17 protein-coding genes and 1 tRNA gene are annotated in these 14,495 nt (G+C 36.9%); 12 read left to right on the plus strand and 6 right to left on the minus strand.

Translation table 11 applies throughout. The features are described from left to right. The first annotated feature begins 2 nt into the window (after nt 1-2). The 4 genes from FEE95_RS13775 to FEE95_RS13790 all read left to right on the plus strand — a co-directional run bounded on the left by FEE95_RS13775 (nt 3) and on the right by FEE95_RS13790 (nt 2,669). On the plus strand, nt 3-749 hold the full coding sequence (locus tag FEE95_RS13775; RefSeq protein ID WP_138658561.1) for an FkbM family methyltransferase: 747 nt from the start codon (nt 3-5) through the stop codon (nt 747-749). An 11-nt stretch (nt 750-760) separates the two neighbouring features. After that, nucleotides 761-1,774, plus strand: a complete 1,014-nt coding sequence (locus tag FEE95_RS13780) for a pirin family protein (protein WP_238474576.1) — start codon at nt 761-763, stop codon at nt 1,772-1,774. A gap of 71 nt (nt 1,775-1,845) precedes the next feature. Continuing rightward, a complete protein-coding gene (locus tag FEE95_RS13785; RefSeq protein WP_138658562.1) occupies nt 1,846-2,292 on the plus strand; it encodes a hypothetical protein in 447 nt (148 codons plus the stop codon). Nucleotides 2,293-2,423: 131 nt separating this feature from the next. Continuing rightward, complete coding sequence (locus FEE95_RS13790; RefSeq protein WP_138658563.1) at nt 2,424-2,669, plus strand: hypothetical protein; 246 nt, start codon at nt 2,424-2,426, stop codon at nt 2,667-2,669. 23 nt (nt 2,670-2,692) lie between these two features. Here FEE95_RS13790 and murA read toward each other — a convergent pair whose 3' ends face one another. From murA to FEE95_RS13805, 3 genes are all read right to left on the minus strand, one after another. After that, nucleotides 2,693-4,000 (minus strand): UDP-N-acetylglucosamine 1-carboxyvinyltransferase, encoded by a 1,308-nt coding sequence (gene murA, locus FEE95_RS13795; protein ID WP_138658564.1) that lies wholly within the window; start codon nt 3,998-4,000, stop codon nt 2,693-2,695. 15 nt (nt 4,001-4,015) lie between these two features. After that, a complete protein-coding gene (locus FEE95_RS13800; RefSeq protein ID WP_138658565.1) occupies nt 4,016-4,666 on the minus strand; it encodes a DUF4290 domain-containing protein in 651 nt (216 codons plus the stop codon). 83 nt (nt 4,667-4,749) lie between these two features. Beyond that, nucleotides 4,750-5,037 carry a DUF493 family protein gene (locus FEE95_RS13805; RefSeq protein WP_138658566.1) on the minus strand — a complete coding sequence of 96 codons (288 nt, stop codon included), beginning with the start codon at nt 5,035-5,037 and terminating at the stop codon, nt 4,750-4,752. A gap of 81 nt (nt 5,038-5,118) precedes the next feature. Here FEE95_RS13805 and FEE95_RS13810 point away from each other — a divergent pair, with 81 nt between their 5' ends. From FEE95_RS13810 to FEE95_RS13830, 5 genes are all read left to right on the plus strand, one after another. After that, entirely contained in the window at nt 5,119-5,691 is a 573-nt protein-coding gene (locus FEE95_RS13810; protein WP_138658567.1) for an AAA family ATPase, read from the plus strand. After that, on the plus strand, nt 5,688-7,586 hold the full coding sequence (locus FEE95_RS13815; RefSeq protein WP_138658568.1) for a RecQ family ATP-dependent DNA helicase: 1,899 nt from the start codon (nt 5,688-5,690) through the stop codon (nt 7,584-7,586). Before FEE95_RS13810 ends, FEE95_RS13815 begins: the two co-directional genes overlap by 4 nt. Then, nucleotides 7,573-8,535 carry a methionyl-tRNA formyltransferase gene (fmt, locus tag FEE95_RS13820; protein ID WP_138658569.1) on the plus strand — a complete coding sequence of 321 codons (963 nt, stop codon included), beginning with the start codon at nt 7,573-7,575 and terminating at the stop codon, nt 8,533-8,535. Before FEE95_RS13815 ends, fmt begins: the two co-directional genes overlap by 14 nt. A gap of 178 nt (nt 8,536-8,713) precedes the next feature. Then, nucleotides 8,714-8,986 carry an HU family DNA-binding protein gene (locus FEE95_RS13825; protein ID WP_138658570.1) on the plus strand — a complete coding sequence of 91 codons (273 nt, stop codon included), beginning with the start codon at nt 8,714-8,716 and terminating at the stop codon, nt 8,984-8,986. A gap of 117 nt (nt 8,987-9,103) precedes the next feature. Further along, a complete protein-coding gene (locus FEE95_RS13830) occupies nt 9,104-9,664 on the plus strand; it encodes a YqgE/AlgH family protein (protein WP_138658571.1) in 561 nt (186 codons plus the stop codon). Here the strand turns inward: FEE95_RS13830 and FEE95_RS13835 are convergent. Next, nucleotides 9,661-10,515, minus strand: a complete 855-nt coding sequence (locus FEE95_RS13835) for an aminotransferase class IV (protein WP_138658572.1) — start codon at nt 10,513-10,515, stop codon at nt 9,661-9,663. The two genes, FEE95_RS13830 and FEE95_RS13835, sit on opposite strands and share 4 nt — an antisense overlap. 65 nt (nt 10,516-10,580) lie before the next feature. Beyond that, nucleotides 10,581-10,964 carry an START-like domain-containing protein gene (locus FEE95_RS13840; protein WP_138658573.1) on the minus strand — a complete coding sequence of 128 codons (384 nt, stop codon included), beginning with the start codon at nt 10,962-10,964 and terminating at the stop codon, nt 10,581-10,583. 136 nt (nt 10,965-11,100) lie between these two features. On the opposite strand from FEE95_RS13840, the gene FEE95_RS13845 reads away from it, so the two are divergent. Then, nucleotides 11,101-11,174 (plus strand) — tRNA-Met (locus tag FEE95_RS13845). A gap of 140 nt (nt 11,175-11,314) precedes the next feature. Here the strand turns inward: FEE95_RS13845 and FEE95_RS13850 are convergent. Next, a complete protein-coding gene (locus FEE95_RS13850; protein ID WP_138658574.1) occupies nt 11,315-11,692 on the minus strand; it encodes a hypothetical protein in 378 nt (125 codons plus the stop codon). 64 nt (nt 11,693-11,756) lie between these two features. Here FEE95_RS13850 and xerA point away from each other — a divergent pair, with 64 nt between their 5' ends. Both xerA and FEE95_RS13860 read left to right on the plus strand, forming a co-directional pair. After that, on the plus strand, nt 11,757-12,884 hold the full coding sequence (gene xerA, locus FEE95_RS13855; protein WP_171037046.1) for a site-specific tyrosine recombinase/integron integrase: 1,128 nt from the start codon (nt 11,757-11,759) through the stop codon (nt 12,882-12,884). Between the two features lie 83 nt (nt 12,885-12,967). Beyond that, nucleotides 12,968-14,209, plus strand: a complete 1,242-nt coding sequence (locus FEE95_RS13860; RefSeq protein WP_138658575.1) for a WD40 repeat domain-containing protein — start codon at nt 12,968-12,970, stop codon at nt 14,207-14,209. The last annotated feature ends 286 nt before the right edge of the window (nt 14,210-14,495 follow it).

Here is a 14,495-nt window from a genome sequence, read left to right on the forward strand (position 1 = left end):
TAATGGGGTTTAAAATCTTCTTACGCAATCTATTTCAACAAGCTACGGGTTTGTTCATTTATAAAAATCTTCCTTTTGGAATAAACCCGCTAAACGATATACAGCGTCGGTTTCCTAACCATGAATTAAAAATCTTCTTTGACGTAGGTGCGAATGTTGGAGAATATGTAGACCACATACAAAAGTTCTTCCCAAATGCGGAAATATCATGTTTTGAACCCATCTCAACTACGTTTGAGATTCTAAAGTCACATGTTCAGAATCAAAACGTGAACTGTTATCAAATCGGATTAGGCTCTGAAAATACCGAAATGGAGATTTCCATTGACCAGAATAGTAGATCTGACATGAACAGTTTGGTCAATGTGGTTCGCTCAGATAATCCGGACTTAGTGTCTGAAACGATACAAATACGAACGCTTGATGATTTCTGTTCTGAGCATTCCGTAACATCGATAGACTACTTGAAAATTGATACTGAAGGATTCGACCTAGAAGTATTAAAAGGTGCTCGGAATTTCATTCAAAATCAATACGTTTCTTTTGTAGAGGTTGAAGTCAGCATGAATCCCGAAAATACATTCCATGTTGATTTCGTTGAAGTCAAGCATTATATGGAAAACTTCGGATATCGGCTTTTTGGTATTTATGACCAGATGTACGAATGGCAGACGGGTACTCCGATACTTCGGAGGACAAATCCGGTTTTTGTTTCTGAACTTGTTTACAAAAAGAAGTCTAAAGCTTAACTTTATTGCGTATGAATTTTGATATGGCAAATGCAGTTAAAAAAATATTCCCATTAGGATTTCCTTGGCAAACGCAAGACCCTTTTTTGTTTTGTGTATACCACTTGGACCATTACCCAAAGGGAAATAAAGACATGACCCCTGCTGCCTCCCTTGAGGGTCGCAGCTTAGGCAACGACTTTGTAATCAAAGATGGATGGCGCATGTATCACGGACAGACCATTCCTGGTTTCCCCTCACACCCCCATCGTGGCTTTGAAACGATAACAATAGTAAACAAAGGTTTTTGTGACCATTCCGATTCCTTAGGTGCGGCGGGAAGGTTCGGAGAAGGTGATGTTCAATGGATGACTGCAGGGCGCGGAGTTCAGCATTCTGAAATGTTTCCGTTATTGAAAACGGAAGAGGAGAATACCTTGGAATTGTTTCAAATATGGCTCAATCTTCCCAAGAAAAGCAAGTATGTGGAACCGCATTTTGCCATGTTGTGGCATGAGGACATTCCCATCATAAAAACAGATAATGCTTGTGTAAAAGTAATTGCTGGAAGTTATCAAAATACAGAGGCACCAAAGCCAGCTCCGGATTCTTGGGCAGCAGATGTCGAAAATGAAGTTGCCATTTGGAACATTGATGTGAATGCGAATGTCAATTATACCTTACCCAAAGCAAATACTGAAGTAAGCAGAACCCTTTATTTTTATGAAGGTTCAGACATTGAAATCGATGGAAATAGCATACAACCCAATTATGGTATTGAACTCCACCCCTTTGAAAATATAGATATTAAAGTTGGAAATAAATCGGCTCATTTTCTATTGTTACAAGGAAAACCTATTGCTGAACCTGTAGTTCAACATGGGCCTTTTGTGATGAATACCCAAGATGAGATTCGGGCAACAATGAAAGACTACGGATTAACGCAGTTCGGGGGTTGGCCGTGGCAGCATGCCGATAATGTACATGAAAGGGAAAAAGGACGATTTGCAAAATATCCTAATGGAACTTTGGTTGAGAAAGAATAAATATTAGTAAAGTTTATAGGAAGTATAATGAACATATGTTTGTCATACTTACGTTAGGTGAAATTTCAAAAATGAACTCTTCATTCGAAAATTACAATAACCTCAATCCTAAGCAAAAGAGATTAATTTTCTATGTGCTAGTTGGGGTTATGATTTTCGCAATTGGAGCTGTTGGATTGGGATTTACTGATAATGAATTAATAATTGAGGACGGACAATTGGAAATAACCGGGCAATATGGAGAAGCAATACCACTGGCGGACATTCAGTTAATTGAGTTGACCGAGAAAAGACCAAGTTTACGTAGAAGGATTAACGGATTTTCATTTGGGAGTCGAAAAAAGGGATTCTTTAGAACAACTGGTGGAGAAAAAGTAAAAGCTATTATCAATTCCAATGCCCGTCCCTGGATTTTAATCACGAAAAAATCTGGTGATAAAATATACTTTTCGTCGAATGGAAAATCCAATCAATCTATTTATCAGGAACTCAAAAAAACTTTGCCTAACAAAGGCTGAAATTCATTGCTTTCGGATTTCCTAAACGAAAATAACACGCAAATGGCTATCCCTGCCTGTCGACAGGCAGGTTAAAATTCGGTTGGGTTGTCCTACGGACAAACAAACACTTATAATTTAGAATCAAACTTATGAGCATTATCCTAATAGCAATTGTAATTGGAGTCATAGCCTTCTTTGCCTTAACTCAAATCAATAAAGACGGAAAATATGCTGATTTAGGTATAAATATCAGCCGGGTATATTGCCCTAATTGCAATCAAAAACAGCCGATCATGAGAAAACCTGCAAATGAAAGACAAGCCTTATTTGGTGGGTATACCTGCAAAAAGTGTAAAACTGAAATGGATAAGTACGGAAAGGAATTGAAAACATAATTCCAAATCGATATTCTAATTATCTACACCCGTTCGATCTTTGCACCAATCGCCCTCAATCGCTCGTCGATATTTTCATATCCACGATCAATCTGCTCGATATTATGAATAGTTGAAGTTCCCTTTGCAGACAATGCTGCAATCAATAGCGAAACCCCGGCGCGAATATCTGGTGAAGTCATTGTAGTAGCCTTCAAGGTAGATTTAAAATCATGCCCGATTACTGTGGCGCGGTGTGGATCACAAAGAATAATCTTTGCACCCATATCTAAAAGTTTATCCACAAAGAACAAACGACTTTCGAACATTTTTTGGTGAATGACCACTTCTCCCCTTGCCTGCGTAACCATGACCAAAATGATGCTCAATAAATCAGGAGTCATACCTGGCCAAGGTGCATCGGCAACGGTGAGAATTGAACCATCTATGTAATTTTGAATCTCGTAACCATCTTTGTGTTCTGGAATATAAATATCATCTCCTTTTCGTTCTAATTGAATTCCCAGTTTTCTGAATACCGAAGGTATTTGCCCCAAATCATCCCAACTAACATCTTTGATTGTTAGTTCACTTTTTGTCATTGCCGCTAAACCAATCCAACTTCCGATTTCAATCATATCGGGAAGCATACGGTGCTCGGTTCCACCCAGCTCCTTAACACCTTCTATTTTCAATAAGTTCGAACCAACCCCAGAGATTTTAGCTCCCATACGGTTGAGCATCTTACATAATTGCTGTAAATACGGCTCACAAGCCGCATTATAAATCGTCGTCTCACCTTCTGCAAGCACTGCTGCCATTACAATATTGGCCGTTCCTGTAACAGAAGCCTCATCTAACAACATGTACGTTCCTTTGAGAGTCTCAGCTTCAACTCCGTAGAAGTACTCTTCTTTATTATATCTGAATTTAGCGCCTAGTTTAATGAAGCCTTCAAAGTGTGTGTCTAAACGACGTCTTCCGATTTTATCACCTCCAGGTTTCGGTATATATCCTTTTCCAAAGCGCGCTAACAAAGGTCCAACCAACATGATGGATCCTCGAAGCCCTCGACCATCTCTTTTAAAATCATCAGATTGTAGGTAATCAAGATTGACATTGTCAGCCTTGAATGTATAAGAACCTTTTCCTTTTTTTTCAATTTTAACACCTAGGTCTTTCAACAAGGCTATTAGTTTATTGATATCAATAATATCCGGTATATTGGTAATCGTAACTTCTTCAGGTGTCAGTAGTACGGCGCATAAGATTTGTAGCGCTTCGTTTTTCGCACCTTGTGGCGTAATTTCACCTGAGAGTTGGTGACCGCCTTCAATTTTAAATGTTCCCATATAAGATGGAGAATATTAGTATCGCTTCTTTCCGCGATTGTTATTTCTTTGGTTTTTTTTGTTTGAGCTCTTACGAACGGTCTTGGCTACCCTATTTTTTAAGAACTGCCCACTATCCGTTAAGATTGTTTCATCGGTAAGGTTGATCTGACCATCAGATAACTCATACAAGTGCTTGAATATTGCCTTATCATCAACAGTGTCCTTATTCCAATTTAAATAACATTTTTTCATATGGTTGGCGATGGCATATTCTAATCCATCGCGCATATCGCCTTTATCCCATTTTACGGCAACATCTATCATACGCTTGATATTATTACCATAAAAACGATATTTTGGGAAATTTTGAGGATATTCCAATGGTTCAGGTCGCTCTTCCAAAGCTTCCTTAGAAGTAATAGGAAATGGTGAGTCAACATCCAATTTAAAATCAGACATTATAAACAATTGGTCCCAAAGTTTGTGTTGAAAATCAGGTACATCTCGCAAGTGCGGCTGTAAATTGCCCATGACATCAATAATCGACTTTGCGATTTTATTACGTTCTTCTCTATCTTCAATAGATACAGCATGGTCAACCATCTTTTGAAAATGACGACCGTATTCGGGAATAATGAGCTGTGGGCGCTCAGTATTATATTCTAGGTTTTCTACTAAATTCAAATTGAAATGTTTTTGCTTAAAAAGTAAAAGGAAGTGTTGTTATAACGCTTGCAAATTAGCAAAATTATAATACAAATACTATTTTAAAGGGATATAACACCCTCTACCTCACCTACAGCTTTGTATTTTTCAATAACCGCATCTGGGCTATCTAGATTTACAGTAACTGAAATACTAGTATAGGTTCCTTTTTTTGACTGTTTAGATTCGATGACAGCCCCAGTATTATCGAAGATATCTTGAATCTGTTTTATTTTATTCTCATCCGTAGGCACTATAAACTTGTACAGGTAATTTGAAGGCCAAGAAGAAGTTTCTGCCAATTGCCCTTTTAACTTTCTATAAAACTCCTCTGATTTTTTACTGTCCATGCGGCATATTTTATACAAAGATAGTCCTTCAAAGCGTATTTTCTAATACTAATGGTTTGTGTACTTTTGTGGGTATAAATAGTGCATTTGAATACCAAGAGAGTAGTAATTACTGGAGGGCCGAGTACAGGAAAAACGGCCGTTATCGATGTTTTAGAACAAAAAGGCTATCACTGTCTTGAAGAGGTCATTCGTGCGATGACCCTGGCTAAAAAAGAAAATGAAAGTGATGTGGTTTTTGAAACGAATCCTATAGTATCCGTTACCGAACCTATGGCTTTTAATCAGATGATATTAGATGCCCGTATTGCACAGTACGAAAGCACAGCAAATAATTCCGAAGAAATCGTATTCTTTGACAGAGGTATACCTGATGTTTTGGCTTACATGGACTGCTTCCAACAAGAATATGGCAAACCTTTTACCGAGGCATGTAAGAACAACCTATATGATGTGATTTTTTTGATGCCGCCATGGAAAGAGATACATGTAGTTGACAACGAGCGCTTTGAAAGTTACGAGGAATCCCTGCGCATTCATGAATGTTTAGAAAAATCGTATAGCAGCTTTGGGTATGATGTACAAATCGTTCCAAAAGATACGATATTGAATAGAGTTGATTTTATATTGGAACACTTAAAACAACTAAAGTGAGTAAAAGCCCAAAGGAAATCTTACAGCAATACTGGGGCTTTTCAGAATTCAGGGGTTCTCAAGAAAAGATTATTTCCGCAATTTTACTGAAACAAGATGTACTTGCGCTTCTTCCCACTGGTGGTGGAAAATCGGTCTGTTTTCAGGTGCCTGCTCTAGTCAAAGAAGGAATTTGTATCGTGATTTCTCCTTTGATTTCGCTGATTCAAAATCAAGTAGATGCCTTAAAAGAAAAAGGGATAAAAGCTATTGCACTTACTGGTGGGATTCCATTTGATGAAGTTAATAACCTACTAGATAATTGTATGTTCGGTGGATATAAATTTCTATACCTCTCGCCGGAACGTCTGCAACAAGATATTGTTCAAGAACGGATTCAAAAGATGAATGTGAATCTTATCGCCATTGATGAAGCGCATTGTATCTCACATTGGGGCCATGATTTCAGACCTGCTTACCTGGAATGTTCCAAACTAAGAGGTATACTTCCGGATGTTCCAATGATTGCCTTAACCGCAACTGCTACAAAACAAGTTACGACTGATATCATCGATGATTTAAAGTTCATTGAGCCTTTGGTTGTGAAAGATTCCTTCTGCCGAGAAAACATAGCCTTTAAAATATTTAGAGAGGAAGACAAACGCTATCGGGTTAAACTTCTTTGTTCTAAGTTGATTAAAAGTGCGATTGTCTATGTGAGAACTCGAAGACTGGCCCAAGAAGTAGCGCAATACCTGAATGCAAACGGAAGCAGCGCAACCCATTTTCACGGTGGTATTTCAAAACAAGAAAAGGAAAAGAAACTTAACCAGTGGCTGAAGAATGAAATAAAGGTCATGGTCGCAACCAATGCCTTCGGAATGGGAATTGACAAGCCCGACGTAGAATTGGTAGTGCATTATCAAATTCCCGATTCCATTGAAAATTATTTTCAAGAAGCCGGTCGGGCAGGTAGAGATGGAAATATCGCAGAAGCAGTACTCATTACCAATAAGACGGATGAAGAATTGGTCAAGAAACAGTTTTTAAGTGTTTTACCAGATACTGCTTTTTTGAAATTAGTCTACAACAAGTTGAACAACTACTTTCAAATTGCCTATGGTGAAGGAAAGGATGAAAAATTCCAATTGAATTTTAATGAATTTTGTTCGACCTATTCGCTTAACCCGTTATTGGCCTACAATACCATGCAGATTCTCGACCAAAATTCGGTCATTGCGCTAAATGAATCTTTTTCAAAGAAATCAACGGTTCAATTCGTTGCTTCAAAGGAGAGTCTTTTTGATTATTTTGAAAACAATCAGAACATCGTTCTTGCCGCACAAACCATATTACGCACTTATGGAGGCATCTTTGATTTCGATACAAAAATCAATGTGCGAATGATTTCTAAAAAAGCGAAGACATCTGAAACATATATCATTAAGGTATTGGAACAATTAAAGAGTGATGGCCTTATCAATTATACTGCCCATCATAGCGATTTGGACATAACATTTCTTGTACCAAGGGAAGATGACCTTACTATAAATGTGTTTGCCGGTAAAGTAAAGGAACGGCACCGTATAAAAGAGGATAACCTTGATTACATGTTGGCCTACATTACCAACAACAAACTTTGTAGAAGTAGACAACTATTAAAATATTTTGGTGAAGAAGCAAAAGATAATTGTGGCATCTGCGATATCTGCACAGATGCCGGGGATTCGAACGAAACAACACTTGAATTGATTTCTGAAGAAGTATTTTTGATGTTGAAATCAGATGCGCTGACTTCAAGAGAGCTTATTGAAAAGCTAACATATAAAGAGAGCGATGTCTTACTAGTATTGAGAAGACTATTGGAAGATGAGTTCATACAAATCAACACAAAAAATCAATATGAACTTGAGTAAAAGAGAGAAATTACGAATTGTTTTTATGGGTACTCCGGATTTTGCCGTAGCTACCTTGAGTACTTTAGTCAAAAACGGATATGATGTCGTGGGAGTAATTACAGCCCCCGATAGACCTGCTGGAAGAGGACGAAAACTTCAAGAATCCGTCGTAAAGAAATATGCCATTGAAAAGGGACTCACCATTTTACAACCTACTAATCTGAAAAATGTAGAGTTTTTAGCTGAACTAGGGACTTTAAAAGCAAACCTACAAATAGTTGTGGCCTTTCGAATGCTTCCTAAAGCTGTTTGGGAAATGCCAGAATACGGGACCTTTAATTTACATGCTTCCCTCCTACCGAGTTACAGAGGTGCAGCGCCTATCAATTGGGCTATCATAAATGGCGAAACAGAAACCGGAGTAACTACCTTCTTTATAGATGATAAAATTGATACGGGAGAAATCATACTTCAAGAAAAAGTAAAAATAACAGAAGATGACACTGCTGGAACACTTCACGATAAACTCATGGACGTTGGTGCTGATTTAGTACTTACGACGGTACAACAAATTGGAGAAGGTGTGGTAAAAACTCAAAAACAAATTGATACCAAAGAATTAAAGTCCGCTTACAAGATTTTTAAAGAGACCTGCGAAATTAATTGGAAGAAACCCATAAATGATATTTACAATCATATAAGAGGGCTAAGCCCATATCCAGCTTCATGGACAACATTGCAAAATGGAGATGATTCTCTTTTTCTAAAAGTTTATCATGCCACTATAGAAAAGGAAAAACATAATCTTGTTGTAGGAACTGTTCTGTTTGATAAAACCGAACTCAAAGTTGTAGTGGAAGGCGGATACATTAATTTGTTGGAAATTCAGCTTCCTGGAAAGCGAAAAATGAAAACAACTGATGTTCTAAATGGCCTAAAACTGTTAAAATCTGCCCATGTCTTGTAAAGTCCGATAACCATTGGCCTGCGCCAAACGTCTAAAAATAGCCTACTTTATCAACAAACACCCTGAGTTATCAACAAAAACGGGGATTTAGCCCCTATTTACTTGCGTTCAACGCAAATCCGTATAAATTTGCTACAGGTTTAAAATTATTTTTAACAACAATTAATTTAATCACATTATGAACAAAACAGAATTAATCGATGCAATGGCAGCTGATGCTGGCATTACAAAGGCAGCAGCTAAAAAATCTTTAGAGTCTTTCTTAGGAAACGTTGAAGGATCTTTGAAAAAAGGTGGACGTGTATCTTTAGTAGGTTTCGGATCTTGGTCTGTGTCTAGAAGAAATGCAAGAGAAGGTAGAAACCCATCAACTGGAAAAACTATCCAAATTGCAGCTAAAAATGTTGTTAAGTTTAAAGCGGGTGCTGATTTAGGCAAAGCTGTAAACTAGTTCATACGAACACAATACTTAAAAAGCATTGATCCTCGGGTTAATGCTTTTTTTGTTGTCTTCCTTTTGGTTTTTGAGGGAAATACCCTATTTTAGAGTAAGCTATTACTAAGAAGGATGGTTGATTTAAAGCCGAAAAAAGGAAAACTACTTATTGCTGAACCAACTCTAACTGGCGATGTTTCTTTCAATAGATCAGTCGTTCTTTTGGCGGAACATAACGACGAAGGTTCTGTAGGCTTTATATTAAACAAACCGCTCGAGTACAATATCAGCGACTTGGTAACCGAAATTCATTCACCATTTCAGGTTTACAATGGAGGTCCGGTTGAGCAAGATAATTTGTACTTCATACATACAGTGCCTCATCTTATTGGCAACAGTATCGAAATATCAAATGGAATTTATTGGGGTGGAGATTTTGAGAAAACTATACAGCTCATAAATGAAAAAACCATTTCTGAAGAAGACATTCGTTTCTTTTTAGGGTATTCTGGTTGGTCTTCATTTCAATTAGATGAAGAACTCTTATCAAAATCTTGGATTGTTGTTAAAAATGAATATGCAACTGAAATTATAAGGAAGTCTTCAGATGCTTTTTGGAAAGAAAAAATGGTGGAATTGGGTGGTGATTATTTGATATGGTCGAATGCACCTGAAAATCCTAGTTTGAATTAAGTCAACCTTGCTGCAGCGTTTAATTTCCCAATCAAATCTTTGGCCACCAAATTTGTAAATTCTTTTTTTCGATATTTTGTTATGGAACGAATTCCTGTAATACTATTCGTTAGAAAGAGTTCATCCGCTTTTTGAAGGTCAAAAGGAGAAATTGAAACCTCTTGTAGATCATAGTCCTCAAGCTTGCCTAAAATTTCAATTAGTTTTTTTCGTAATATTCCATTAAGACAACCATCTTTTAAGGAGGGAGTAGTAATAGAATTAGCTTTCACTAGAAAAATATTCCCGTTTAAAAACTCCACAACTTCCTTCTTTTGATTTAACAATATGCAGTTATCATAACCATTTTCCTTGGCAAAAACGCTTCCAACTACATTAAGTATTCTATTATTTGTTTTCAAAGTGGACATCATATCAGCATTCACATAGAAATCTTTGAACAATTCCACCTCGTAGTTTTCCTCATCCATAACATAAAAGGGAGATGGCAATACATTCGCTTCAATACAAAAGGAAACTTCATTTGTTTCAGGAAGATAGAGACCTCCATTATTTCTAAAAACGGTCAAACGAATTCTTACAGAGGAATTTGATAGGCCATTCGATGCGACGGTTTTTAGTATTTCAGATTCAAGAAATTCCAAAGTAAAGTTCATTGGAATATCCATTCGAAGAATACGCATTGACGCCATTAACCTAAGATAATGATCTTCCCAAAAGAAAATCTTATTCGCTGAAACGCGGATCGCTTCAAAAAGGGAATCACCATAGCGTAGACCTCTGTTCTCATGGCTCAAATAGTTCTCACTTTCTGGGAGAATACGCCCGTTAAAATTGACACTTTTAATCATACACAGTCATAAAAAAAGCCTCGAAAAAATCAAGACTTAACATACTATAATTTGGAGTATTAGTTTTATTTAGATCCAAGTTGTTGTTTTAAATCACCAACTTGATTCGTCCAAAGCATTTTCGCTTCTTCAACTTCATCTTCTTCGGCAAAGTCTGTAATAAAAAGAGAGACATCTTTTGTTATTTCATCAACTATAATTTTCATTTCGAAATAGCTATCATCTTCACTCTCGTCCCAAGCAAATTTTACAAAATCATCACTCTTCTTTTTAAGCAACTTTGCATCTTCCTCTGCACCGTCCCAGATAAATGTAAACTTCTCTCCACGAGAATTAACATCATCAGCAAACCACTCTGAAAGCCCTGATGGGGTTGCCAAATACTGGTATAGCATTTGGGGAGATGACTGTATCACAAACTCTATTTGAAATTTTATTTTTTCGCTCATTCTAGTTAAGGTATGTAGTGGCAATATATATATTTATAAATGATAAAAGAAATCAAACATCAAGAATATTTTTAGCTGACTAAAGTTGATGAAGAAATAATTAAACTTTATATTTGCAGCCGTTAAAAAACACCTTGGCGAGGTAGCTCAGCTGGTTAGAGCGTCGGATTCATAACCCGGAGGCCGTGAGTTCAAGTCTCACTCTCGCTACTAGTAAATACAGGGACTTCAATTTTTGGAGTCCCTTTTTCTTTTCGCAGGTACAACATAGGTACAACAAATTGATTTTTTTCAACATAGATTAAAATTTAAATATATTCCATATCAAATGGTCGTAAACGATATTGAAATTATTTCTCCATATAATCTTGCCACATAACCAAGACGTATTTCTCTTTTCCTTTTTCGTTCTTTTTTAAAAAACCGTATTCGTAAACAAAGAGGTAGACATCTCCTTTTTGGTTTTTCCAATAATGGGTAAAGAAATTTGGGTCGAACCCCTCTTCAAATAGTTTGCTTTTCTTAATGATAGTATAGCCTGATTTGTTGTACTTTTTTAGAATTCTCCTGTTTACTTTCAATTGTCTATCAACCTTCAGATAGAAGGCCTCGGTTTTCTGTCGACTCTCATATTGCTCTATGGATTTGCATTTTTTGGAGCAAAATTTCTTATCGGACCTACCCTTAACGATAATACCACACACTGGGCAAGTTTTTGATTTAGTCATTTACAAACGCATATTATAGGCTTAATATATCACTTAAATTCTAAAACATTGGTAAACTTGTTTTATGAATAGATTAAAATCGATAACACTGTACCATCTGATGATTAAGAATCAAAAGATGATAGGCATAAAGTTTTCACCGGATAAACTAATACAGAACTTGATCAAGGGTCTTCCGAATCCAAAGTGGAGCAAACGATACAATATGGCCTATATACCCAATACGAAAGGTAATCTCAGAATCATTTTCAATACCTTCAAAGGTGTGGTCTGGATTAATTATAACAGGTTTTTAACAAACAAACCTGTAAACACTAAAAACGAAACTGTTGATGTGACATGGTTTAGGAAAAGAAAACCTATTCCCAATTACAGGCTTTGCCCAGAAGAATATCTATTAAAGCTCGAGTTAAAACGATATGCTAACAGTACGGTGAAGACTTATGTATCTTTCTTTGAGATGTTCATTAATTTTCACAAGGACAAAGAACTACATGGCATAGACGAGAGTGATATTAGAGTGTTTCTTCAAAATCTAGTACAGCGAAAAGTGTCCAACTCCTACGTCAATCAGGCAATCAACTCTATAAAATTCTATTATGAAGTTGTTTTGGGAATGCCTAACCGCTTTTATGATATTGAACGACCAAGGAAAGAATCAAAACTTCCGCAAGTGATATCGAAGGACGAAGTACTCTCTATTATTGAAAACACGAACAATATCAAACACAAATGCATCGTAAAACTTCTATATAGCTCTGGTCTTCGTCGAAGTGAACTTCTAAACCTGAAAATAACCGATATAGATAGTAAAAGAATGTTGGTCATGGTCAGAGGTAGTAAAGGGAAAAAGGACAGGCAAACGTTATTATCAAAATCTACTTTAGAGGACCTACGTTCTTATTTTAGGGAATGGAAACCTCAAGAATATCTTTTCGAAGGGCGGAAGGCATCTAAATATGGTCCAGAAAGCGTATTAAACATAGTTAAAAGGGCAGCGGCCAAAGCAGGAATACGGCAAACGGTGACACCACATGTGCTAAGGCATAGTTTTGCAACACACCTATTGGAATCAGGTACAGATATTCGTCAAATACAAGTACTTCTAGGGCACGGTTCAACAAAAGCAACGGAAATTTACACCCATGTGGCGACCAACACTTTTAAAGACATTAAAAATCCCTTAGATTAGTATTTCTATAATAGGAATATAGTAACTTGTTACTATACACAATTGTTATGCACAAGTAGACCAAAATTGACCGAATAGAAAATATGACATATGAATTTCTTACAAATGGCACGAAACCTGAAAAGTCAAATTTTCTGAAACTACTTGTTTTATTATGTCTTTTTGTTTTTTGTTTTGCTTGTAATACTAAAGAAGATAAAAAAAGTACTGTCTATCCTTTTATTACATCTTCTGAACCTGTCCGCATAGTCAGCGTCAACGATGGTGGTTCAATTCAATCGTTATGGAGTAATTCAAGACAATTTCCTAATTCTGTTACTGTTATAGAACTTTCACCGGACAAACCTCCTTTTACAAAAACCGTTGAAGACGCAGCACCAAATACTTTTGCTGGAGCGCCTTACGGAGCGACCATATCGAATGGTCGTTATGCGTTCATCCCAAATCATCCATTTGGAGCAGCTAATAGTGCAAGTGACGAATCTAGTATAATTACTGTTGTAGATTTAGATACGGACAAACTGTCGACTATAAAAACTTTCAAAATGCCTCACCACGCTTGGCAAGTGATGTCGCATCCTGATGACAAACGCGTTATAGCAATTAGTGACCATCAATTTCATCTCTTTCAGATGAATGGAAAGCAGCCTGAATTGATATCTCAAAGCGAACCATCTGAATTATATTTTACATCCTTCGCTATCAGTCCAAACGGAACAACAATAATTGCAACCGCAGCTGAACGTCTTGACTATTCAACACCTGTAACGTTGCATCTTTTTGAACTTTCTGGCAATTCAATTCAACACGTAACTGAAATCGGAATGCAGCAAAATATTGGAAAGATTGACCAAGCTTTCGCACCTCGATTCAGTCCAGATGGAAAGCGAATTCTTGCTTTAAACGGACTTGGTATTGCGGCCAAACCACCTCTCGACGATATAATAAATATCGATATGACAACCTCGCCACCCAAAGTTACAGAGGTTATCAAAAATGTGGCTCAAGGTCTCGAAAGTCTTGCTTTTCATCCAAGTGGACGATTTGCCGTTGTGACCTGTATTGACGGACCATACATTGGTCATTTAGCCGTAATCGACCTAACAACATCACCTATGCGAATACTAAATTACATACCGATTGAATTCGTTACTCAAGGAATTGAATTTAGCCCAGATGGAAAGATGTTATTTGTACAATCAACCACAGCGAGCCATATAAGCGTTTATGAAGTCGATGGATTTCATCTAAATAAAAGTCCTTATGTATTGCGGACAGGTGAAGGACCAGCATCTTTGACAGTAATTAAACGAAATAAGAATTAACGCGGAATTCTCGCATTGAATGAATAAAAATACCAGTGCATAACAACGTGTATAGCTCATTGCGGCTGAATTCCTTAATCGGAATTCATTGCAATTTGCTATCTTTCAGTTACGACGGAAAATCATAACTGATTTTCCGCAACGAGCCATACACAAACACGTTGTGTGCAATTTAAAAAATGAAAAATATCTTAACATTCATATTACTAATATCCCTTTTCGGTTGCGAATCAAAGATTGACGGATTTTTTTTTATCACAAACACAAGTCAAGACCAATCTGAAGT

Origin of the sequence: Maribacter algarum (ex Zhang et al. 2020) (assembly GCF_005885635.1) — a bacterium.
GTDB lineage: Bacteria > Bacteroidota > Bacteroidia > Flavobacteriales > Flavobacteriaceae > Maribacter_C > Maribacter_C algarum.